The sequence below is a fragment of the Andreesenia angusta genome (assembly GCF_001855385.1).
Taxonomy (GTDB): Bacteria; Bacillota; Clostridia; order Tissierellales; family Gottschalkiaceae; genus Andreesenia; species Andreesenia angusta.
On record NZ_MKIE01000003.1, the window covers coordinates 58570 to 79210 of the forward strand.

The window sequence follows — 20641 nt, forward strand, 5'->3', positions numbered from 1 at the left end:
TTAAATTACAAACTATATTATAGAAGGGAGAGAGAGCCCCTTGTTTGAATTAGAAAATTTTGATTCAATTAAAATAGGATTGGCTTCTCCAGAGAAGATAAGACAGTGGTCTAATGGAGAGGTAAAGAAACCGGAAACTATAAACTACAGAACGCTAAAGCCTGAAAAAGAAGGACTTTTCTGTGAAAAGATATTTGGGCCTACTAAGGACTGGGAGTGTCACTGTGGAAAGTATAAAAGAGTTAGATATAAGGGTGTAGTATGTGACAGATGTGGAGTTGAAGTCACAAAATCTAAAGTGAGAAGAGAGAGAATGGGGCATATAGAGCTGGCTGCCCCTGTATCTCATATATGGTACTTTAAAGGTATACCTAGTAGAATGGGTCTGATACTCAATATGTCTCCTAGGATACTGGAGAAAGTGCTTTACTTTGCGTCCTATATAGTTACAGACCCTGGGAACACACCTCTTTCGGAAAAAGATATAATGACAGAGAGAGAGTACAGGGAAGCTTATGAGAAGTACGGAAATGCCTTCAAGGCGTCTATGGGAGCGGAGGCTGTAAGAGAGCTTCTGGCGAATATAGACCTCGAGAAGGAATCTAAAGACCTAAAGCTTCAGCTTAAAGACAGCTCAGGTCAGAAAAAGATAAGAATAGTCAGAAGGCTGGAAGTTGTAGAGGCTTTCAAGGCCTCGGGAAATAAGCCGGAGTGGATGGTTATGGATGCCATACCTGTAATTCCGCCGGATCTTAGACCTATGGTACAACTAGACGGAGGAAGATTTGCGACGTCTGACCTGAATGACCTTTACAGAAGGGTAATAAACAGAAACAACAGACTTAAGAGGCTTCTAGACCTTGGAGCTCCTGACATAATCGTCAGAAACGAAAAGAGAATGCTTCAAGAGGCTGTAGATGCCCTTATAGACAATGGAAGAAGAGGAAGACCTGTAACTGGACCTGGAAACAGGCCGCTCAAGTCGCTTTCTGACATGCTAAAAGGAAAGCAAGGAAGATTCAGACAGAACCTGCTTGGTAAAAGGGTTGACTACTCAGGACGTTCTGTTATAGTCGTAGGACCAGAGCTTAAGTTCTACCAATGTGGACTTCCAAAGACTATGGCGCTAGAGCTTTTCAAGCCTTTCGTAATGAAGAGACTTGTAAAAGACGGTCATGCACACAATATAAAGAGCGCCAAGAGAATGGTGGAGAAAGTCAAGCCTATGGTTTGGGATGTGCTAGAAGAAGTCATAAGAGAGCATCCTGTACTTCTTAACCGTGCACCTACGCTTCACAGACTTGGAATACAGGCATTCGAGCCTATACTAGTTGAAGGAAAGGCTATAAAGCTGCATCCACTTGTATGTACTGCTTACAATGCTGACTTCGATGGTGACCAAATGGCTGTACACGTTCCACTTTCAACAGAGGCGCAGGCAGAGGCTAGGTTCCTAATGCTTTCTTCGAACAACATACTGGCTCCGAAAGACGGAAGGCCGATAACTACACCTACTCAGGATATGGTACTAGGAAGCTACTACCTGACTGTAGAGCAGAGTGGAGTCAAGGGCGAAGGAATGATGTTCAAAGACTTTGAAGAGATGCTTATGGCCTACCAGAACAAGGCTGTTTCACTTCATGCAAGGGTAAAAGTCAGAATCAAGTTTGCAGATGGTGAGACGAAACTTGTGGAGAGTACTGTTGGAAGGTTTATATTCAACGAATCTATTCCTCAAGATCTTGGATTTGTAGACAGAGAGAAAGACAAATACTCTCTAGAGGTAGACACACTTGTGGACAAGAAAATGCTAGGCAAAATAGTGGACAAGTGCTACAGAAGGCATGGAAACACTATAACAGCAGAAGTACTGGACAAGATAAAGGAAAAAGGGTTCAAATTCTCGACTAAAGGAGCCGTGACTGTAAGTATAGAGGACATAGTTGTTCCAGACGAGAAGCCAGCACTTATAAAAGAAGCAGAAGAGCTTGTAGACAAATACGAGAAGGCATATAGAAGAGGTCTTATATCTAACGATGAGAGATATGAGAGGGTAATAGACGTCTGGACTAAGACTACAGATAAAGTTACAGATGTGCTAATGAACAACCTAGACAGCCTTAACAATATATTCATCATGGCTCATTCAGGAGCGAGGGGAAGTAAGAACCAGATAAGACAGCTTGGCGGTATGAGGGGTCTTATGGCGAATGCCTCTGGTATGACTGTAGAGCAGCCTATAAGGGCTAACTTCCGTGAAGGGCTTACAGTTCTAGAGTTCTTTACTTCAACTCACGGATCTCGTAAAGGACTTGCCGACACTGCGCTTAGAACTGCAGACTCTGGTTACTTGACTAGAAGACTTGTAGACGTAAGCCAGGACGTTATAGTCAGAGAAGAGTGCTGTGGAACAGAAGAGGGAACTCTTGCAAGAGCTTTCAAAGATGGAAAAGAAGTTATAGAGTCTCTATGGGACAGAATAGAGGGAAGATACAGCTTTGAAGACGTATTGAATCCTGAAACAGGAGAAATCATTATCAAGAAAAATGAGCTTATAACTGAAGATATAGCTGACAAGATAATAGCTGCTGGAATAGAAGAGGTTCATATCAGAAACGTATTCAAGTGTAAAACTAGACATGGAGTATGTGCTAAATGCTATGGAAGAAACCTTGCAACAGGAAGCTCTGTAAACATAGGAGAAGCTGTTGGAATAATAGCAGCACAGTCCATAGGTGAGCCAGGAACACAGCTTACCATGAGAACTTTCCACACTGGTGGAGTTGCTGGAGCCGATATAACACAAGGTCTTCCAAGGGTTGAGGAGCTTTTTGAGGCTAGAAAACCTAAGGGTCTTGCTGTAATATCCGATATAGACGGTAAGGTCTCTATAAAAGAGAGCAAGAGAAAGAGAGAGGTTATAGTCACTGGAGAAGACGGTGAATCTAAAGTCTACAGTATAGTCTATGGATCTAGAATCAAGGTTCAAGAAGGAGACTTTATAGAAGCTGGAGATGAGATCACAGAGGGATCTGTAAACCCACACGATATCCTAAGAGTTAAGGGCATACTTGGAGTCCAGAGCTATATAGTAAAAGAGGTTCAGAGAGTTTACAGACTTCAAGGGGTTGACATAAACGACAAGCACGTCGAAGTAATAGTTAGACAGATGTTGAACAAGGTCAAGATAGAAGACTCTGGAGACACTAGTCTACTTTCAGGAAGTCTTGTAAATGTATTTGAGTTTGAGGAAGCGAACAGAAAAGCGCTAGAAGCTGGTGAAGAGCCTGCTACAGCGGAGAGAGCGCTTCTAGGTATAACTAAGGCATCTCTTGCCACAGAGTCGTTCCTTTCGGCTGCATCTTTCCAGGAGACTACTAGAGTCTTGACGGAAGCTGCAATAAAGGGCAAGACAGACAAGCTAATAGGCCTTAAAGAGAATGTCCTCTTAGGTAAACTGATTCCGGCTGGAACAGGCATGAAGAGGTACAAGAATATAGCTCTAAACACTGAGGAAGAAGAACTTCTAGAGTCAGAAGAATTAGAAAACACAGACGATATATCGGTTGACACTGAACTTAACTAGTGATATAATTCTCTAGTGTGTAAAAAAAGTATATTCAACTCTTAAAAGATACTAGGGGATTGCACATGTGCAATCTTCTAGATATGTAGGGAGGAATACTTTATGTTACAGGGCTTCAAAGACAAAGATATAGTAGTTGGAACAAAGCAAGTAAAAAGAGCTGTTTCTTCTGGGAAAGCTGAGCTAGTACTACTGGCTAAGGACACAGAAGAAAAGGTCATCAGTGAACTCGTGGCGATATGTAAAGATAGAGAAGTGAAAATCAAATACGTATCTACTATGGTGGAACTGGGTAAAACTTGTGGGATTGACGTTAAAGCGGCATCCGCTGCTTTATTGAAATAACAAAAATTTGGAAGGAGGTGCTTTGATGCCAACTATCAGCCAATTAGTAAGAAAAGGTAGAGAAAAGGTAACTTACAAATCTAAATCTGCACACTTAGGAGTTAACTACAACACTTTAAAGAAGAAGTACACTAAAACTAACTCTCCACAGAAGAGAGGGGTTTGTACTGCTGTTAAGACAGTAACACCTAAGAAACCTAACTCGGCGCTTAGAAAAATAGCAAGGGTTAGATTGACTAACGGATTAGAGGTTTCTGCTTACATTCCTGGAATAGGACATAACCTACAGGAGCACAGTGTTGTGCTTATAAGAGGTGGAAGAGTTAAAGACTTACCAGGAGTTAGATACCATATAGTAAGAGGAACTCTAGACACAGCTGGTGTAGATAAGAGAATGCAGTCAAGATCAAAATACGGTACTAAGAAGCCAAAGAGTAACTAATACAAAACGTTCGGAGTGTACAGTCTTATCTGTCGTATAAATATATGACAGATAAAACTGTTTATATATAGATATAAACAGCACTACGACAAAAGGTATAAGTCGAGTACCTATGATTTAATTTTTTAATTAAGGAGGGAAGTAGCGTGCCAAGAAAAGGACATGTTTCTAAAAGAGAAGTTATGCCAGATCCTATATACAAGGACAGAGTTATAACTAAATTGATAAATCAAGTAATGCTAGATGGTAAAAAAGGTAAAGCTCAAAAAATAGTCTATGGTGCATTTGACTACGTTAAGGAGCAAACAGGAGAAGACGCCCTAGAGGTGTTTTACAAGGCTTTAAACAACATAATGCCAGTACTAGAAGTAAAGGCAAGACGTGTTGGAGGAGCTAACTATCAGGTGCCTATAGAAGTTAGACCAGAGAGAAGACAGACAATAGGACTTAGATGGCTTGTGGGATACACAAGAAAAAGAGGCGAGAAGACCATGGTAGAGAGACTAGCTAAGGAAATCATGGATGCAGCTAACGATTCAGGAGCTAGTGTTAAGAAAAAAGAAGAAACACACAAAATGGCAGAAGCCAACAAGGCGTTTGCACATTACAGATGGTAATTTAGGGCTAGTTCCTAAATTACGCTTTTTAAATAGAAGGCAATTTCGAGAGGAGGACTACTGTGGCTAGAGAATTTTCATTAGAAAAAACTAGAAATATCGGTATCATGGCTCATATAGATGCTGGTAAGACTACTACTACAGAGAGAATACTGTTCTATACAGGAAGAACCCACAAGATAGGTGAGACCCATGAGGGAGCATCTCAGATGGACTGGATGGAGCAAGAGCAAGAAAGAGGAATAACAATAACTTCAGCAGCTACAACTGCACAGTGGAAAAACCACAGAATCAACATAATAGATACACCAGGACACGTGGACTTTACAGTCGAGGTTGAGAGATCACTTCGTGTGCTTGACGGTACAGTTGCTGTTTTCGATGCTAAGAGTGGGGTTCAGCCTCAATCTGAGACAGTTTGGAGACAGGCAGACAAGTACGGAGTACCTAGAATAGCCTTCATAAACAAGATGGACGCTACAGGAGCTAACTTCCTAAACTCTATTCAAACTATGGTAGATAGACTTAGAGCAAACGCTGTGCCAGTTCAACTTCCAGTTGGAGAAGAGAGTGAGCATATAGGTTTTGTAGACCTTATAGAGATGAACGCAACTATATTCAAAGACGACCTAGGACAAGAGGTAGAAGTAACAGAAATACCTGCTGAACTTAAAGACAAGGCTGAAGAGTATAGAGAAAAGCTTCTTGAAGCAGTTGCAGAGCAAGATGAAGAGCTTATGGAGAAATACCTTGAAGGTGAAGAAATAAGCAATGCTGAACTTAAGACTGCTATAAGAAAGGCTACAATAGCTCTTTCGATAGTACCAGTACTTTGTGGATCAGCTTACAAGAACAAGGGAGTTCAGGCGCTACTAGACGCTGTAGTTGAGTACATGCCATCTCCACTAGACATACCTCCAGTAGAGGGAACTAAGCCAGGAAGCGAAGAAAAAGACGTTAGAGAATCTTCTGACGAAGCACCTTTCGCAGCACTAGCTTTCAAGATAATGACAGACCCTTATGTAGGAAAACTAGGATTCTTCAGAGTTTACTCTGGAACACTAGATTCAGGATCATACGTACTTAACTCTACTAAAGGTAAAAAAGAGAGAGTAGGACGTATCCTACAGATGCACGCCAACAAGAGAGAAGAGATATCTACAGTTTACTCTGGAGACATCGCAGCAGCAGTAGGTCTTAAAGACACTACTACTGGAGACACTCTTTGTGCGGAGTCAGCACCTATAATACTTGAGTCTATGGAGTTCCCAGAGCCAGTTATATCTATAGCTATAGAGCCTAAGACTAAAGCTGGACAAGACAAGATGGGTATGGGACTTGCAAAGCTTGCAGAGGAAGACCCAACTTTCAGAACTTACACAGATCAAGAAACTGGACAGACTATAATAGCTGGAATGGGAGAGCTTCACCTAGAGGTTATCGTAGATAGACTTCTTAGAGAGTTCAACGTGGAAGCTAACGTAGGAAATCCACAAGTTGCTTACAAAGAGACAATCACTAAGAATGTGGAAGTTGACTGTAAGTACGCAAGACAGTCTGGTGGACGTGGACAGTACGGACATGTTAAGATCAGAATGTTCCCACAAGAGCCAGGAGCAGGTTACGAGTTCGTTAACGCTGTTACTGGAGGAGCTATACCTAGAGAATATATACCTTCAGTAGACAACGGTATAAAGGAAGCTGCTGAAAGTGGAGTTATAGCTGGATATCCAGTTCTAGACTTCAAGGTAGAGCTATACGATGGATCTTACCACGATGTCGACTCTTCGGAGATGGCGTTTAAGATAGCTGGATCTATGGCGTTCAAGGATGCTATGAAGAAGGCGAGCCCAGTTATACTTGAGCCTTACATGAAGGTTGAAGTTACTATCCCAGAGGAGTACATGGGAGACGTAATAGGAGACCTTAACTCGAGAAGAGGTAGGGTAGAGGGAATGGAGTCAAGATCAGGAGCTCAGATAGTAAACGCATTCGTGCCACTGTCAGAGATGTTCGGATACGCTACAGACCTTCGTTCAAACACTCAGGGACGTGGACAATATGCGATGGAATTCGACCACTATGAAGCGGTTCCTAACAGCATAGCTGAGAAAATAGAGAAAAAATAGATAAATTCACTTTAGCTCACGTCTGTGGGCTAAAGTATATATAACTATTCAAGTTAAGAGGAGGAAAAGAAGAATGGGAAAAGCAAAATTTGAAAGAAATAAGCCACACGTAAACATAGGAACAATAGGACACGTAGACCACGGTAAGACAACACTTACAGCGGCAATCACAATGGTTCTTAACAAGAAGTACGGAACAGGAGAAGGAGTTTCATACGACAATATAGACAAGGCACCAGAGGAAAGAGAAAGAGGAATCACAATAAACACATCTCACGTAGAGTACGAGACAGAGAACAGACACTACGCGCACGTGGACTGCCCAGGGCATGCTGACTACGTAAAGAACATGATCACAGGAGCAGCACAGATGGACGGAGCGATCCTAGTATGTTCGGCAGCGGACGGACCGATGCCACAGACAAGAGAGCATATCCTTCTATCAAGACAGGTAGGAGTACCTAAGCTAGTAGTATTCCTAAACAAAGCAGACATGGTAGACGACGAAGAGCTAATCGAGCTAGTAGAGATGGAAGTAAGAGAGCTACTAAACGAGTACGAGTTTGACGGAGACAACACACCAATAATAGTAGGATCAGCGCTTAAGGCGATAGAAGATCCAGAAGGCCCATGGGGAGAGAAGATACTTGAACTAATGGCAGCAGTAGACGAGACAATCCCAACACCAGAGAGAGCTACAGACCTAGACTTCCTAATGCCAGTAGAGGACGTATTCTCTATCACAGGAAGAGGAACAGTTGCGACAGGAAGAGTTGAAAGAGGAGTACTACACGTACAAGACAACATAGAGATAGTAGGACTAGCAGACGAGTCAAGAACAGTAGTATGTACAGGAATAGAGATGTTCAGAAAGCTACTAGACGAGGCACAAGCTGGAGACAACATAGGAGCCCTACTAAGAGGAGTACAGAGAGACGAGATAGAGAGAGGACAAGTACTAGCTAAGCCAGGAAGCATAACACCACATACAAAGTTCCTAGGTGAAGTATACGTACTTACAAAAGAAGAGGGAGGAAGACACACACCATTCTTCGACGGATACAGACCACAGTTCTACTTCAGAACAACAGACGTAACAGGATCGATCAAGCTTGAGGAAGGCGTAGAGATGGTAATGCCAGGAGACAACGCAACATTTGAGATCGAGCTAATCACACCGATAGCGATGGAAAAAGGACTTAAGTTCGCGATCAGAGAAGGTGGAAGAACAGTTGGAGCAGGAGTTGTTACTGACGTAATAGCTTAATTGAACTGAATACAGTTTGAATTTAAAAGAGTCAAAGAGAAGTCAAACTCTCTCTTGACTCTTTTGTTTTGAAAAACAAAAAAAGTTTTGCAAAAAAGCTTGAAATTCAAACGGAAATACTATAAGATATTATGGTATGTGGTTGACATGCGATGAGACAAGAGGTTGCTTAATATACTATTAAGGTAATTTTTGTTGAGAATGTCCGGCAGCAGAATCGGGCGACAACCGACTGCATATTGTGGTACACACAACACGCTTGGGTGAGTGTATCGGCAGTCCTTGTTGCATGCAAAAGACATGCGATAAAAGGAGGGTAATTTAAAAAATGGCAAACAAACAAAAAATCAGAATAAGATTAAAAGCTTATGATCATGAGCTACTAGATTCTTCAGCTCAAAAGATAGTGGAAACTGCAAAGAGAACTGGAGCAGACGTATCGGGACCGATACCGCTACCAACTGAGAAGCAAATAATAACTATAATAAGAGCAGTACACAAGTACAAAGACTCTAGAGAGCAGTTCGAGCAAAGAACTCACAAGAGACTAATCGACATTCTAAATCCTACATCTAAGACAGTTGACTCGTTGATGAAACTCAACCTACCAGCTGGAGTAGATATAGAGATTAAATTATAGTAAGTAGAGACACACTCTGCTTAGTATGATTGCACAAACAGTGTAATCCGCTGTAAGAAAACAGGAGGTGTAAAAATGAAAAGCATATTAGGAAAAAAGATAGGTATGACTCAGATATTCCTTGAGAATGGGGATGTTATACCGGTAACAGTATTAGAAGCAGGACCAGTTAATGTGATTCAGAAAAAAACAGAGGAAGTTGACGGGTACAGCGCAATACAAGTAGGATATGGTGAAAAAGCAGAAAAGAAAGTAAACAAACCATTAAAAGGACACTTTGCGAAGGCAGGAACAGACGCTAAGAGATATATAAGAGAAGTAAGAGTGGCTGACGTGGAAGCTTACGAAGTAGGACAAGAGCTTAAGGCTGACATATTTACTGAAGGAGACAAGGTAGATATATCAGGTACTTCAAAAGGTAAGGGATTCCAAGGATCTATAAAGAGACATAACCAAAGTAGAGGACCTATGGCTCACGGTTCTAAATACCACAGAGGAGTAGGAGCACTTAGTGCTGCAACTTATCCAGGAAGAGTTATGAAGGGAAGAAACCTTCCAGGACACATGGGTAACGAGAATGTAACTGTTCAAAATCTTGAAGTAGTTAGAGTAGATGCTGAGAAAAACTATATACTAGTTAAAGGTGCAGTACCAGGACCAAAAGGCGGACTATTAACTATAAAAGAAACAGTTAAGAGCAAATAGGACGAACGGAAGAAAGGAGGAATTTAAATGCCTAAAGTAGCAATATACAACGTATCAGGCCAAGAAGTTGGAGATATAGAGTTAAGCGAAGCAGTGTTTGGAGTAGAAGTTAACCAACACGTACTATATGAAGTAGTTAAGAATCAACTAGCAAACAAGAGACAAGGAACTCAATCAGCTAAGACTAGAGCAGAGGTCAGAGGTGGAGGAAAGAAGCCTTGGAGACAAAAAGGAACAGGTAGAGCTCGTGCGGGAAGCATAAGAGCACCACATTGGAAGGGTGGTGGAGTTATATTCGCTCCAAAACCAAGAGATTACAGCTACAGCGTTCCAAAGAAAGTTAAGAGACTAGCTATGAAGTCAGCACTTAGCTCAAAGGTTCAAAACAGCGAGATAATAGTTCTAGACGAACTAAACCTAGCGGCACCTAAGACTAAGGACATGGTAGCACTACTTAGCAACGTAAAGGCAGCTAAAAAAGCACTTGTTGTTACAGCAGAGAACAACGAAAATGTTATAAAGTCTTCAGGCAACATAGCTGGAGTTCAAACAGCTACTGTAAATACACTGAACGTTTATGACATACTTAAGTATGACTCGTTTATAATAACTAAAGAAGCAGTTAAAAAAGTGGAGGAGGTGTATGCATAATGCGTAGTCCACATGATATAATCAGAAAGCCATTAGTAACGGAAAAGAGCATGAGTGATATGAGCGAAGGTAAATACACTTTTGTAGTAGATAAAAGCGCGAACAAGACAGAGATAAAGAATGCATTAGAGAAGATATTCGGTGTTAAAGTAGAAAAAGTAAACACTATGAATATGAAGGGCAAGCTTAAGAGAATGGGCGCTAATGTAGGAAGAAGAGCTAGCTGGAAGAAAGCAATAGTTACGCTTGCAGCAGACAGCAAAGGAATAGAATTCTTCGAAGGAATGTAATCAATACACAGAGTTAAGAGGAGGGAATTAAATGGGTATTAAAAAGTTTAGACCAACTTCTCCTGGAGTTAGACAGATGACTGTCTCTACATTTGAAGAGATAACTAAGACAGAACCAGAAAAATCGCTAACAGTTAGCCTTTCAAAGAACTCAGGAAGAAATGCTCATGGTAGAATAACAGTACGCCACAGAGGTGGTGGAGCGAAGAGAAAGTATAGAATAATAGATTTCAAGAGAACTAAAGACGGTATACCTGGAAAAGTTGCTAGTATAGAGTACGATCCAAACAGAACAGCTAATATAGCTCTTATAAACTACGCAGACGGAGAAAAGAGATATATAATAGCTCCTCAAGGACTTAAAGTAGGAGACGTTATAGAGTCTGGAGTAAACGCTGATATAAAAGTAGGAAATGCACTTCCACTTAAGAACATACCAGTTGGTTCAACTGTACACAATATAGAGCTTAAGGCTGGAAAAGGTGGACAGCTTGCAAGATCTGCAGGTAACTCTGCACAGCTAATGGCGAAAGAAGGAAACTATGCACAGCTTAGACTTCCATCAGGAGAGTTCAGACTTATAAGAATAGAGTGTAGAGCTACACTTGGACAAGTAGGAAACTCAGATCACGAGCTTATAAAGATAGGTAAAGCGGGAAGAAGCAGACACCTAGGTTTCAGACCTACAGTTAGAGGTAGTGTTATGAACCCTTGCGACCATCCACACGGAGGAGGAGAGGGAAGAACTGGAATCGGTAGACCAAGTCCAGTTACACCTTGGGGTAAACCAGCTCTTGGATTCAAGACTCGTAAGAAAAACAAGAAATCAGATAAATATATCGTTAGAGGTAGAAAGAAATAGATTTAAACTAACAGCTTAAATCTTTCTGAAAGGAGGAACGAAAATGGGTAGATCTTTAAAAAAAGGACCATTTTGTGACGACCACTTAATGAAAAAGGTGGAAGAGTTAAATGAGAAAAATGACAAGAAAGTTATAAAGACTTGGTCTCGTCGTTCAACTATATTCCCACAGATGATAGGACACACTATAGCAGTTCATGATGGGAGAAAGCACGTGCCAGTATACGTAACAGAGGACATGGTAGGACACAAGTTAGGAGAATTTGCTCCTACAAGAACCTTCAAAGGACATGCAGGACAAACGGAGAGAACAACATCACTAAGATAGATGAAGGAGGGAATTCTAGTGGAAGCTAAAGCTATTGCTAAGTATGTGCGTATAGCACCAAGAAAGATAAATTTAGTAGCTGCTGAGATCAGAGGAAAGCAAGTAGACGAAGCGCTAGCTATACTTAAGTTTACTCCAAAGAGAGGCGCTGAAGTATTAGAGAAAGTTCTTAAGTCGGCAGTTGCAAACGCAGAGAACAACAATGACATGGACAGAGAGAACCTATACGTTTCTGAAGCATTCGGAAACCAAGGACCAACACTTAAAAGATGGAGACCTAGATCACAAGGTAGAGCGTATCCTATATTAAAGAGAACGAGCCATGTAGGAGTAGTAGTTACAGAAAAGTAGACTAAAGGAGGGATTAGTAGTGGGTCAAAAAGTTAATCCACACGGACTTAGAGTTGGAGTTATAAAAGACTGGGACTCAAGATGGTATGCAGATAAGAAAAATTTTGCAGAGTACTTGGTAGAAGACAACAAGATCCGTAAACACTTAAAAAAGAAATTATTCATAGCTGGAATATCTAGAATCGAGATAGAGAGAGCTGCTAACAGAGTCAAAGTTACGATAAACACTTCTAAGCCAGGAATGGTAATAGGAAAAGGTGGAGCAGGCGTAGAGCAGACTAGAAAAGATCTAGAGAAAATGATCGGAAAGAACGTAACTGTAAACGTAGAAGAAATCAAGAAGCCAGAAGCGGACGCTCAACTTGTAGCTGAAAGCATAGCTTCACAGCTTGAGAGAAGGGTTTCTTTCAGAAGAGCTATGAAGCAGTCTATACAGAGAAGTATGAGAATGGGAATCAAGGGTATAAAGACAGCTGTGTCTGGAAGACTTGGTGGAGCTGATATGGCTAGAACTGAAGGATATAGCGAAGGAACTATACCTCTACAGACTATAAGAGCTGATATAGATTACGGATTCGCAGAAGCAGATACAACTTATGGAAAAATCGGTGTAAAAGTATGGATTTACAAAGGTGAAGTTCTTCCTACTGCAAAAGTAGTAAAAGAAGAAAAAGAGGAAATCAAATAATTTCATCATTGAAGAAAGGAGGAATCACTTATGTTGATGCCTAAAAGAGTTAAACGTCGTAGAGTTCACAGAGGAAGAATGACTGGAAAGGCTACTCGTGGAAATAAAGTAACTTACGGTGATTTCGCGCTACAAGCACTTGAGCCAGCGTGGATTACTTCAAACCAGATAGAGTCAGCCAGAAGAGCGATGACTAGATATATAAAAAGAGGGGGAAAAATCTGGATCAAGGTATTCCCTGATAAGCCAGTAACACAAAAGCCAGCTGAGACACGTATGGGATCTGGAAAAGGATCACCAGAGTACTGGGTAGCTGTTGTTAAGCCTGGAAGAGTAATGTTTGAGATGAGCGGTGTAGCAGAGGAAGTTGCTAGAGAGGCGATGAGACTTGCGGCTCATAAACTTCCTATAAAATGCAAGTTTATAACACGTGAAGAACAAGAAAAGGGTGGTGAAGCTAATGAAAGCTAATGATGTACGCCAAATGAATTCGAAAGAATTAGGCGAGAAATTAACAGAATTAAAAGCAGAATTATTTAACTTAAGATTTCAATTAGCTACAGGTCAACTGGATAACCCTATGAGAATTAGGACAGTAAGAAAAGATATAGCTCGTGTAAACACAATAATGAGAGAAATAGAGCTTAAGGAAATAAACGCTTAAAAGTTGTCTGAAGGGAGGCTAAGCTAAATGGAAAGAGGTAACAGAAAATTAAGACAGGGTCGTGTAGTGAGCGACAAGATGGACAAGACAATCGTTGTTGCCGTTGAGACGTTCGTATCACATCCTCTTTATGGAAAATCAGTTAAGAAGACTACGAAGTTCAAAGCACATGACGAAAACAACGAGTGCCAAACAGGCGATATCGTAAAAATAATGGAAACAAGACCGCTAAGCAAAGATAAGAGATGGAGATTAGTTGGCATAGTAGAGAAAGCTAAATAAATCCTTGAAATCGAAAGGAGGTAAAAGAGATGGTTCAAAACGAAACACGTTTAAAAGTTGGAGACAACTCGGGAGCTAAGGAGCTTCTTGTTATAAGAGTACTAGGTGGATCAAAGAGAAAGTACGCCAATGTAGGAGATGTAGTAGTAGCTGCAGTTAAAAGTGCAACACCAGGAGGAGTTGTTAAGAAAGGTGATGTAGTAAAAGCTGTTGTTGTTAGAACGAAAAAGGGACTTAGAAGAAATGACGGAAGCTATATAAAATTTGATGAAAATGCCGCTGTTATAATCAAAGAAGACAGATCTCCAGTAGGAACTCGTATATTCGGGCCTATAACTAGAGAGCTAAGAGACGGTAACTTCATGAAAATTATATCACTAGCACCTGAAGTATTATAAGAGGAGGTGTAGATAATGAAAATAAAAAAAGGTGACAAGGTCGTTGTAATTGCAGGAAAAGATAAAGGTAAGATCGGAGAAGTAGTAGCCGCTATGCCTAAGGCTGGAAGAGTTATTGTAGAGGGTGTAAACATGGTGATTAAGCACCAGAAGCCAACTCCTAACATGCAGCAAGGTGGAAGAATTGAAAAAGAAGCCAGCATAGACGCATCGAACGTGATGATATACTCTGAGAAAGACAAGCAGGGAGTAAGAGTCGGATACAAGATGGAAAACGGAAAGAAAGTTAGAGTTAGCAAGAAAAGCGGAGAAATCCTGGGCTAATTACTCGGAATTGAAAGGAGGTTGCATTAATGACTGCACGTTTAAAAGAGAAATATATGAAGGAAGTAGTTCCAGCACTTATGGAAAAATTTCAATATAGCAATATAATGGAAGTACCTAAAGTAGAGAAAATAGTTTTAAACATGGGACTTGGAGAAGCTAGAGAAAACCCAAAGATACTAGAATCAGCACTACTAGAGATGGGAATGATAGCTGGACAAAAGCCAGTTACTACAAGAGCGAAGAACTCTATAGCTAACTTCAAGCTTCGTGAAGGAATGCCTATAGGTGCGAAAGTTACTCTAAGAGGAGAGAAGATGTACGAGTTCTTTGACAAACTTATGAACATAGCTCTTCCAAGGGTAAGAGACTTCAGAGGAGTTTCTAACACTGCGTTTGACGGAAGAGGAAACTATGCACTAGGAATAAAAGAGCAATTGATTTTCCCTGAAATAGATTATGATAAAGTAGATACAATAAAAGGCTTAGATATCATAGTTGTAACTACAGCTAAAACAGATGAAGAAGCTAGAGAGTTTTTAGGTCTTATGGGAATGCCTTTTAAAAAGTAGAGTAAGGAGGGAAAGTTCTAATGGCTAGAAAAGCGATGGTCAATAAACAGCAGAAAAAGCAAAAGTATAGTAGTAGAGAATACAGCAGATGTAAAATCTGTGGAAGACCTCATGCATACTTAAGAAAATTCGGAGTTTGCCGTATATGCTTTAGAGAATTAGCATACAAAGGAGAAATTCCTGGAGTTAGAAAAGCAAGTTGGTAGATATATATTTAAGATATGGAAGGAGGTAGACTGTAATGGTTATGACAGATCCAATTGCAGATATGCTTACAAGAATTAGAAACAGCAATAATGCTAAACATGAGACGGTGGATATTCCAGCTTCTAATATAAAAAAATCACTAGCAAACATTCTATTAGAAGAAGGGTTTGTAAAGGGATATGACGTTATAGAGGACGGAAAGCAAGGTATAATAAGAGTTCAGTTAAAGTACGGTGCTGACAAAGAGAAGATAATAACAGGACTAAAGAGAATATCTAAGCCAGGACTTAGAGTGTACGTTAAGAGTGACGAGATACCTAGAGTTCTAGGTGGTCTTGGAATAGCTATACTATCGACGTCAAACGGAATAGTGACAGATAAAGTAGCTAGAAAAGAAAAAGTTGGCGGAGAAGTAATCTGCTACGTATGGTAATACGGATTCGCAAGAATAGGAGGTGTTTGTAGTGTCAAGGATAGGATTAAAGCCTATAACTATCCCAAGTGGAGTAGAGGTTAAAGTTGATTCTGAAAACAAAGTTGTCGTTAAAGGACCTAAGGGAACTTTAGAGCAACAGATAGATAAAGCTATGATTATAAATGTAGAAGATAACCAAGTGACAGTGGCGCGTCCAAGTGACAGAAAAGAGCACAGATCACTACATGGACTGTCTAGAACTTTGATAGACAACATGGTAGTAGGAGTAAGTGAAGGATACTCTAAGACTCTAGAAATAGTAGGAGTAGGTTATCGTGCACAAAAGCAAGGAAAGAAACTAGTTCTAAGTCTAGGATTCTCTCATCCAGTAGAGATGGAAGATCCAGCTGGAATAGAAGTAGAAGTTCCTAACAACAACCAGATAATAGTAAGCGGAATAGACAAGCAAGCTGTTGGAAACTACGCTGCAGTCATAAGAGACTGGAGAAGACCTGAGCCTTATAAAGGTAAGGGAGTTAAGTACGCTGGTGAGCGTATAAGACGTAAAGAAGGAAAAACAGGTAAGTAATAGATAGACGAAAAAGAAGGGAGTGATAACTGGTGCTTAAGAAAGTTAGTAGCAACATCAAGAGACAAAAGAGACAACAGAGAATAAGACAAAACATTAAAGGAACTCCTGAGAGACCAAGATTAAATGTTTACAGAAGTCTTAATCATATATATGCACAGGTTATAGATGACTTAGCCGGCAAAACTCTAGTTTCAGCTTCAAGCCTAGAGCTTAAAGACAAGCTAGATTCAACTGGAAACAAAGCGGCTGCAAGAGAAGTTGGAAAGCTAGTTGCAGAGAAAGCTAAAGAGCAAGGAATCGAGAACGTAGTATTTGACAGAGGTGGATACCTTTATCATGGAAGAATAAAAGAGCTTGCAGATGGAGCAAGAGAAAACGGACTGAAATTCTAAAAAGAAGGAGGGAATTTGATGAGTCGTGGACGTATTGATGTAAATCAACTAGACTTAAAAGAAACAGTAGTTAGCATAAATCGTGTAACTAAAGTTGTTAAAGGTGGTAGAAACTTTAGATTCAGCGCACTTGTTGTTGTTGGAGACGAGAACGGTCATGTAGGAGTAGGAATGGCTAAGGCACAAGAAGTACCTGAAGCTATAAGAAAAGCTATACAAGACGCTAAGAAGCATATAATAACAGTTCCAACTGTTGGAACTACTATACCTCATGAGACACTAGGACATTTTGGAGCTGGAAGCGTTCTGCTTAAGCCTGCTGCAGAGGGTACTGGAGTTATAGCTGGAGGACCTGTCCGTGCGGTAATAGAGCTTGCTGGAATAAGGGACCTAAGAGGTAAGTCATTAGGAACAAACAATCCTAGAAACATGATAAACGCGACTATGGACGCTCTAAGTCAACTTAAGAGAGCTGAAGAAGTGGCTAAACTAAGAGGAAAAACCGTAGAAGAGTTACTAGGTTAGGAGGGGTGAATACCTTGGCTATGATTAAAATAAAACTCGTTAAGAGTAAAATAGGTAGAATAGAAAATCAGAAGAGAACTGTTGAAGCTCTTGGACTGAGAAAGATCGGTCAAATAGTTGAGAAGCAGGATACTCCTCAAATAAGAGGTATGATAGAAAAAGTTAAGCACATGGTAGAAGTTGTAGAGTAATTCTACTATATAACAGAGGAGGTGTAAGTATGAAATTACATGAGTTAAGACCAAACGCTGGTGGCGGAAGTAAGAAAACTAAGAGATTAGGTAGAGGTACTGCATCAGGACAGGGTAAAACATCTGGTAGAGGACAGAAAGGTCAAAATTCTCGTTCAGGCGGTGGAGTAAGACCAGGATTCGAGGGAGGTCAGATGCCTCTTTACAGAAGACTACCTAAGAGAGGATTCAAAAACGTATTCGCTAAAGAGTATGCTATAGTTAATATAGATGAACTTAACGAAAGATTCGAAGACGGAATGGAAGTAACACCAGTTACTCTTATAGAGGCTGGAGTTATAAAGAAAGTTCTTGACGGAGTAAAGGTTCTTGGAAACGGAGAGCTAAACAAAAAACTAACTGTTAAAGCAACTAAATTCAGCAAGACAGCAGTGGAGAAGATAGAAGCAAACGGGGGAAAAGTAGAGGTGATTTAAATTGCTATCAACTCTTAGAGACGCTTGGAAAGTGCCCGAACTAAAGGGCAAGATGATATACACACTGTTGATGATCTTAGTATTCAGGATAGGAGCTAGCGTTCCTGTTCCTGGAGTTGATACAGGGGTAATAGCACAGATGTTTGACACTAGTCAAGCCGGAGGACTTCTGAGCTTTCTGGACCTTATGTCTGGGGGAGCTTTCAAGAACTTCACAGTCTTTGCACTAAATATATACCCATATATCACAGCTTCAATAATACTTCAGTTGTTGACAGTTGCTATTCCGAGTCTTGAGTCGCTTGCAAAAGAAGGCGACGTTGGAAGGAAGAAAATCAGTAAGTACACTAAATACTTGACTATAGTGTTGGCGGTAGTTCAAGCTGTAGGATTGAGTTTAGGATTTTTCAACCAAGCGATAATGGACAGAAGCTTTATGTCGGTTGCAGTTGTAGTCATAACGTTGACTGCGGGTACTTGCTTCCTTGTATGGCTTGGAGGACAGATTACTGAAAAGGGAGTGGGAAATGGTATCTCACTTATAATCTTTATAGGAATAGTTTCTGGAGCCCCATCAGGTGCAGCGAGACTTTTTGAGCTGTATAAGGCAGGGGCGGCGGGAATAGTTTCTATAGTGGCATTCCTTGTTATAGCACTACTGATAATAGTGGGAGTTATAATAATCCAGGAAGGTCAGAGAAAGATTCCAGTTCAGTACGCAAAGAGAGTTGTAGGCAGAAAGATGTACGGTGGACAGAGCACCCATATTCCAATAAAAGTGCTGATGGCAGGGGTTATTCCAGTAATATTCTCTACGTCGCTACTTCAGTTCCCGCAGATAGTGGCATTGTTCTTTAAAGGCGGATTCGCAGACTTCGTCACAAAGTACCTTACACTTGGAGGAACACTTGGAACTTGGATATACTCTATACTGAACGTCATATTGATACTGTTCTTTACTTACTTCTATACGGCAATTCAATTTAATCCTATAGAATATGCCAATAACTTGAAGCAGAACGGTGGATTTATTCCAGGGATAAGACCAGGAAAGCCAACGTCTGACTATTTAGGAAAGATACTTTCTAAGATAACATTCTTAGGAGCTATAGTGCTTGCGATAATAGCCACAGTTCCAGTTATAGTTGAGTCTATACTAGGGCTTGGAATACAATTTGGAGGCACTGCAGTTCTGATAGTTGTAGGAGTTGTCTTAGAGACTATGAAGCAGTTAGAAACTCAGATGTTGATGAGACATTACAAAGGGTTTTTAAAATAGAAACTCCTAGGAGATGATTTGATTGAGACTAGTATTGCTAGGGCCACCTGGAGCCGGAAAAGGAACGCAGGCGGCAGGAATAGTGGAAAAGTACAAGATACCTCACATATCTACAGGAGATATTTTCAGAAAGAACATCAAAGAGGGAACTGAGCTAGGGAAAAAGGCAAAAGACTATATGGACAAAGGTCTACTAGTTCCAGATGAGCTTGTAGTTGAGATCGTAAAAGACAGACTTACAGAGTCAGACTGCTCGGAAGGATTTTTGCTTGATGGATTCCCAAGGACAGTTGCTCAAGCTGATTCGTTGAATTCTGAACTTGAGAGTATGGAGATTAAGCTTGATAAAGTTATAAATATAGACGTTTCAAAAGAAGAGCTGATAGAGAGAGCTGTTGGAAGAAGGATATGCAAGGATTGCGGAGCAACTTACCATATAAAATTCAACCCAACTAAAGCTGAAGGCGTATGCGATGTATGCGGCGGAGAGCTCTACCAGAGAGACGACGACAACGAAGAAACAGTTACTAAGAGAATCGAAGTATATATAGATCAGACGCAACCGCTTATAGACTATTACAAGGAGAAGGGCATACTCGCCGATATAGATGGAAGGCAGAGCATTGACAAAGTGTTCTCTGATATAGTCGACACACTAGGGAGCGTTAAGTAATGATCATACTGAAAAGCAAGAGGGAAATAGAGATAATGAGAGAGGCAGGAAGAGTTGTAGCAGAGACTCATGCCTTTCTCAAAGAAGTTATAAAGCCTGGGATAACTACAAAAGAGTTAGACACACTGGCCGAAAACTTCATAAGAAGCAAGAATGCCATTCCGGGTTTTAAAGGATATGGAGGCTTTCCAGGAACCATATGTGCATCTATAAATGAAGAGGTGGTTCATGGAATACCTAGCATGAGAGAGTTAAAGGAAGGCGACATAATAAGCATTGATATAGGTTCAATAGTGGATGGATACTATGGAGATTCGGCGAAAACTTATCCTGTAGGAGATATATCCGAAGAAAATCAAAAGCTTATAGACGTGACAAAAGAGTCATTCTATAGGGGAATGGAGTTTGCAAAACTGGGCTATAGACTTTCTGATATATCACATGCTATACAGACTTATGTCGAGGAAAACGGATTTTCTGTAGTTACGGATTACGTAGGACATGGCATCGGCCGAAACATGCACGAAGAGCCACCTATTCCTAACTTTGGACCCGCTGGAAAAGGGCCAAGACTTCAAGAGGGAATGGTACTAGCAATAGAACCTATGGTGAATATAGGGACTAGAAAAGTTAAGGTATTAAGTGACAACTGGACTGTAGTTACACTGGATAAGAAAAACTCAGCCCACTATGAGCACACTATAGCTATAACTTCAGACGGTCCGGAAATATTGACTGCCCTATAGGAGG

At 40.6% G+C, this 20641-nt stretch carries 30 protein-coding genes; all 30 read left to right on the top strand.

All coding sequences use genetic code 11. The features are described 5' to 3' along the window. Window positions 1-40 precede the first annotated feature (40 nt). The 30 genes from rpoC (at window position 41) to map (ending at window position 20637) form a co-directional block, all read left to right on the top strand. Window positions 41-3586, top strand: a complete 3546-nt coding sequence (gene rpoC, locus EUAN_RS04745; RefSeq protein WP_071062259.1) for a DNA-directed RNA polymerase subunit beta' — start codon at window positions 41-43, stop codon at window positions 3584-3586. 102 nt (window positions 3587-3688) lie between these two features. Beyond that, window positions 3689-3931, top strand: coding sequence for a ribosomal L7Ae/L30e/S12e/Gadd45 family protein (locus EUAN_RS04750; RefSeq protein WP_071062261.1), 243 nt, complete (start codon window positions 3689-3691; stop codon window positions 3929-3931). 25 nt (window positions 3932-3956) lie between these two features. After that, entirely contained in the window at window positions 3957-4373 is a 417-nt protein-coding gene (gene rpsL, locus EUAN_RS04755; protein WP_071062263.1) for a 30S ribosomal protein S12, read from the top strand. 146 nt (window positions 4374-4519) lie between these two features. Next, the gene (gene rpsG, locus EUAN_RS04760) at window positions 4520-4990 is read left to right on the top strand and encodes a 30S ribosomal protein S7 (protein ID WP_071062265.1); all 471 of its coding nucleotides are present in this window, start codon (window positions 4520-4522) and stop codon (window positions 4988-4990) included. A 62-nt stretch (window positions 4991-5052) separates the two neighbouring features. After that, on the top strand, window positions 5053-7119 hold the full coding sequence (gene fusA, locus EUAN_RS04765; RefSeq protein WP_071062267.1) for an elongation factor G: 2067 nt from the start codon (window positions 5053-5055) through the stop codon (window positions 7117-7119). Window positions 7120-7192: 73 nt separating this feature from the next. After that, window positions 7193-8386: an elongation factor Tu gene (gene tuf, locus EUAN_RS04770; protein WP_071062269.1), complete on the top strand. Its 1194-nt coding sequence runs from the start codon at window positions 7193-7195 to the stop codon at window positions 8384-8386. 328 nt (window positions 8387-8714) lie between these two features. Then, complete coding sequence (gene rpsJ, locus EUAN_RS04775; protein ID WP_071062271.1) at window positions 8715-9026, top strand: 30S ribosomal protein S10; 312 nt, start codon at window positions 8715-8717, stop codon at window positions 9024-9026. A gap of 75 nt (window positions 9027-9101) precedes the next feature. Next, window positions 9102-9731 (top strand): 50S ribosomal protein L3, encoded by a 630-nt coding sequence (gene rplC, locus EUAN_RS04780; RefSeq protein ID WP_071062273.1) that lies wholly within the window; start codon window positions 9102-9104, stop codon window positions 9729-9731. Window positions 9732-9758: 27 nt separating this feature from the next. Then, the gene (rplD, locus tag EUAN_RS04785; RefSeq protein ID WP_071062275.1) at window positions 9759-10382 is read left to right on the top strand and encodes a 50S ribosomal protein L4; all 624 of its coding nucleotides are present in this window, start codon (window positions 9759-9761) and stop codon (window positions 10380-10382) included. Then, the gene (rplW, locus tag EUAN_RS04790) at window positions 10382-10672 is read left to right on the top strand and encodes a 50S ribosomal protein L23 (protein ID WP_071062277.1); all 291 of its coding nucleotides are present in this window, start codon (window positions 10382-10384) and stop codon (window positions 10670-10672) included. Before rplD ends, rplW begins: the two co-directional genes overlap by 1 nt. Window positions 10673-10703: 31 nt before the next feature. Further along, window positions 10704-11534 (top strand): 50S ribosomal protein L2, encoded by an 831-nt coding sequence (gene rplB, locus EUAN_RS04795; RefSeq protein WP_071062279.1) that lies wholly within the window; start codon window positions 10704-10706, stop codon window positions 11532-11534. 43 nt (window positions 11535-11577) lie between these two features. Then, entirely contained in the window at window positions 11578-11862 is a 285-nt protein-coding gene (gene rpsS, locus EUAN_RS04800) for a 30S ribosomal protein S19 (protein WP_071062281.1), read from the top strand. A gap of 18 nt (window positions 11863-11880) precedes the next feature. Next, window positions 11881-12213 (top strand): 50S ribosomal protein L22, encoded by a 333-nt coding sequence (gene rplV / locus EUAN_RS04805; RefSeq protein WP_084655726.1) that lies wholly within the window; start codon window positions 11881-11883, stop codon window positions 12211-12213. 19 nt (window positions 12214-12232) lie between these two features. Continuing rightward, window positions 12233-12901 (top strand): 30S ribosomal protein S3, encoded by a 669-nt coding sequence (gene rpsC, locus EUAN_RS04810; RefSeq protein WP_071062285.1) that lies wholly within the window; start codon window positions 12233-12235, stop codon window positions 12899-12901. 30 nt (window positions 12902-12931) lie between these two features. After that, window positions 12932-13372: a 50S ribosomal protein L16 gene (gene rplP, locus EUAN_RS04815; RefSeq protein ID WP_071062287.1), complete on the top strand. Its 441-nt coding sequence runs from the start codon at window positions 12932-12934 to the stop codon at window positions 13370-13372. Next, on the top strand, window positions 13362-13565 hold the full coding sequence (gene rpmC, locus EUAN_RS04820; protein WP_071062289.1) for a 50S ribosomal protein L29: 204 nt from the start codon (window positions 13362-13364) through the stop codon (window positions 13563-13565). The genes rplP and rpmC overlap by 11 nt, the downstream gene beginning before the upstream one ends. Window positions 13566-13592: 27 nt before the next feature. Continuing rightward, window positions 13593-13847, top strand: a complete 255-nt coding sequence (rpsQ, locus tag EUAN_RS04825) for a 30S ribosomal protein S17 (RefSeq protein ID WP_071062291.1) — start codon at window positions 13593-13595, stop codon at window positions 13845-13847. Between the two features lie 29 nt (window positions 13848-13876). Further along, the gene (gene rplN, locus EUAN_RS04830) at window positions 13877-14245 is read left to right on the top strand and encodes a 50S ribosomal protein L14 (protein ID WP_071062293.1); all 369 of its coding nucleotides are present in this window, start codon (window positions 13877-13879) and stop codon (window positions 14243-14245) included. 15 nt (window positions 14246-14260) lie between these two features. Beyond that, window positions 14261-14569 (top strand): 50S ribosomal protein L24, encoded by a 309-nt coding sequence (gene rplX / locus EUAN_RS04835; protein WP_071062295.1) that lies wholly within the window; start codon window positions 14261-14263, stop codon window positions 14567-14569. A gap of 29 nt (window positions 14570-14598) precedes the next feature. Continuing rightward, window positions 14599-15141, top strand: a complete 543-nt coding sequence (gene rplE, locus EUAN_RS04840; protein ID WP_071062297.1) for a 50S ribosomal protein L5 — start codon at window positions 14599-14601, stop codon at window positions 15139-15141. 20 nt (window positions 15142-15161) lie between these two features. After that, complete coding sequence (locus EUAN_RS04845) at window positions 15162-15347, top strand: type Z 30S ribosomal protein S14 (protein ID WP_071062299.1); 186 nt, start codon at window positions 15162-15164, stop codon at window positions 15345-15347. Window positions 15348-15382: 35 nt separating this feature from the next. Continuing rightward, window positions 15383-15781: a 30S ribosomal protein S8 gene (rpsH, locus tag EUAN_RS04850; RefSeq protein ID WP_071062301.1), complete on the top strand. Its 399-nt coding sequence runs from the start codon at window positions 15383-15385 to the stop codon at window positions 15779-15781. A 31-nt stretch (window positions 15782-15812) separates the two neighbouring features. Then, the gene (gene rplF / locus EUAN_RS04855; RefSeq protein ID WP_071062303.1) at window positions 15813-16352 is read left to right on the top strand and encodes a 50S ribosomal protein L6; all 540 of its coding nucleotides are present in this window, start codon (window positions 15813-15815) and stop codon (window positions 16350-16352) included. 32 nt (window positions 16353-16384) lie between these two features. Further along, window positions 16385-16747, top strand: coding sequence for a 50S ribosomal protein L18 (rplR, locus tag EUAN_RS04860; protein WP_071062305.1), 363 nt, complete (start codon window positions 16385-16387; stop codon window positions 16745-16747). Window positions 16748-16765: 18 nt separating this feature from the next. Continuing rightward, window positions 16766-17272 (top strand): 30S ribosomal protein S5, encoded by a 507-nt coding sequence (gene rpsE, locus EUAN_RS04865; RefSeq protein WP_071062307.1) that lies wholly within the window; start codon window positions 16766-16768, stop codon window positions 17270-17272. Window positions 17273-17286: 14 nt separating this feature from the next. Then, window positions 17287-17463: a 50S ribosomal protein L30 gene (rpmD, locus tag EUAN_RS04870; RefSeq protein ID WP_071062309.1), complete on the top strand. Its 177-nt coding sequence runs from the start codon at window positions 17287-17289 to the stop codon at window positions 17461-17463. A 29-nt stretch (window positions 17464-17492) separates the two neighbouring features. Next, window positions 17493-17939 carry a 50S ribosomal protein L15 gene (gene rplO / locus EUAN_RS04875; RefSeq protein WP_071062311.1) on the top strand — a complete coding sequence of 149 codons (447 nt, stop codon included), beginning with the start codon at window positions 17493-17495 and terminating at the stop codon, window positions 17937-17939. 1 nt (window position 17940) lies between these two features. Further along, window positions 17941-19218: a preprotein translocase subunit SecY gene (gene secY / locus EUAN_RS04880; RefSeq protein ID WP_071062313.1), complete on the top strand. Its 1278-nt coding sequence runs from the start codon at window positions 17941-17943 to the stop codon at window positions 19216-19218. 22 nt (window positions 19219-19240) lie between these two features. Next, on the top strand, window positions 19241-19891 hold the full coding sequence (locus EUAN_RS04885) for an adenylate kinase (RefSeq protein WP_071062315.1): 651 nt from the start codon (window positions 19241-19243) through the stop codon (window positions 19889-19891). Continuing rightward, entirely contained in the window at window positions 19891-20637 is a 747-nt protein-coding gene (map, locus tag EUAN_RS04890) for a type I methionyl aminopeptidase (protein WP_071062317.1), read from the top strand. The genes EUAN_RS04885 and map overlap by 1 nt, the downstream gene beginning before the upstream one ends. Window positions 20638-20641 lie beyond the last annotated feature (4 nt).

Excerpts from the sequence above, each read along its gene's own strand:
- rplW (WP_071062277.1), top strand. The coding sequence starts at position 10,382 with ATGCGTAGTCCACATGATATAATCAGAAAGCCATTAGTAACGGAAAAG.
- rplN (WP_071062293.1), top strand. The coding sequence starts at position 13,877 with ATGGTTCAAAACGAAACACGTTTAAAAGTTGGAGACAACTCGGGAGCT.
- rpsS (WP_071062281.1), top strand. The coding sequence starts at position 11,578 with ATGGGTAGATCTTTAAAAAAAGGACCATTTTGTGACGACCACTTAATG.
- rplP (WP_071062287.1), top strand. The coding sequence starts at position 12,932 with ATGTTGATGCCTAAAAGAGTTAAACGTCGTAGAGTTCACAGAGGAAGA.
- rpsQ (WP_071062291.1), top strand. The coding sequence starts at position 13,593 with ATGGAAAGAGGTAACAGAAAATTAAGACAGGGTCGTGTAGTGAGCGAC.
- rpsH (WP_071062301.1), top strand. The coding sequence starts at position 15,383 with ATGGTTATGACAGATCCAATTGCAGATATGCTTACAAGAATTAGAAAC.
- rplE (WP_071062297.1), top strand. The coding sequence starts at position 14,599 with ATGACTGCACGTTTAAAAGAGAAATATATGAAGGAAGTAGTTCCAGCA.
- rpsE (WP_071062307.1), top strand. The coding sequence starts at position 16,766 with ATGAGTCGTGGACGTATTGATGTAAATCAACTAGACTTAAAAGAAACA.
- rplB (WP_071062279.1), top strand. The coding sequence starts at position 10,704 with ATGGGTATTAAAAAGTTTAGACCAACTTCTCCTGGAGTTAGACAGATG.
- rplO (WP_071062311.1), top strand. The coding sequence starts at position 17,493 with ATGAAATTACATGAGTTAAGACCAAACGCTGGTGGCGGAAGTAAGAAA.
- map (WP_071062317.1), top strand. The coding sequence starts at position 19,891 with ATGATCATACTGAAAAGCAAGAGGGAAATAGAGATAATGAGAGAGGCA.
- rplX (WP_071062295.1), top strand. The coding sequence starts at position 14,261 with ATGAAAATAAAAAAAGGTGACAAGGTCGTTGTAATTGCAGGAAAAGAT.
- rpsJ (WP_071062271.1), top strand. The coding sequence starts at position 8,715 with ATGGCAAACAAACAAAAAATCAGAATAAGATTAAAAGCTTATGATCAT.
- rplD (WP_071062275.1), top strand. The coding sequence starts at position 9,759 with ATGCCTAAAGTAGCAATATACAACGTATCAGGCCAAGAAGTTGGAGAT.
- rplC (WP_071062273.1), top strand. The coding sequence starts at position 9,102 with ATGAAAAGCATATTAGGAAAAAAGATAGGTATGACTCAGATATTCCTT.
- rpsL (WP_071062263.1), top strand. The coding sequence starts at position 3,957 with ATGCCAACTATCAGCCAATTAGTAAGAAAAGGTAGAGAAAAGGTAACT.
- EUAN_RS04750 (WP_071062261.1), top strand. The coding sequence starts at position 3,689 with ATGTTACAGGGCTTCAAAGACAAAGATATAGTAGTTGGAACAAAGCAA.
- EUAN_RS04845 (WP_071062299.1), top strand. The coding sequence starts at position 15,162 with ATGGCTAGAAAAGCGATGGTCAATAAACAGCAGAAAAAGCAAAAGTAT.
- tuf (WP_071062269.1), top strand. The coding sequence starts at position 7,193 with ATGGGAAAAGCAAAATTTGAAAGAAATAAGCCACACGTAAACATAGGA.
- rpmC (WP_071062289.1), top strand. The coding sequence starts at position 13,362 with ATGAAAGCTAATGATGTACGCCAAATGAATTCGAAAGAATTAGGCGAG.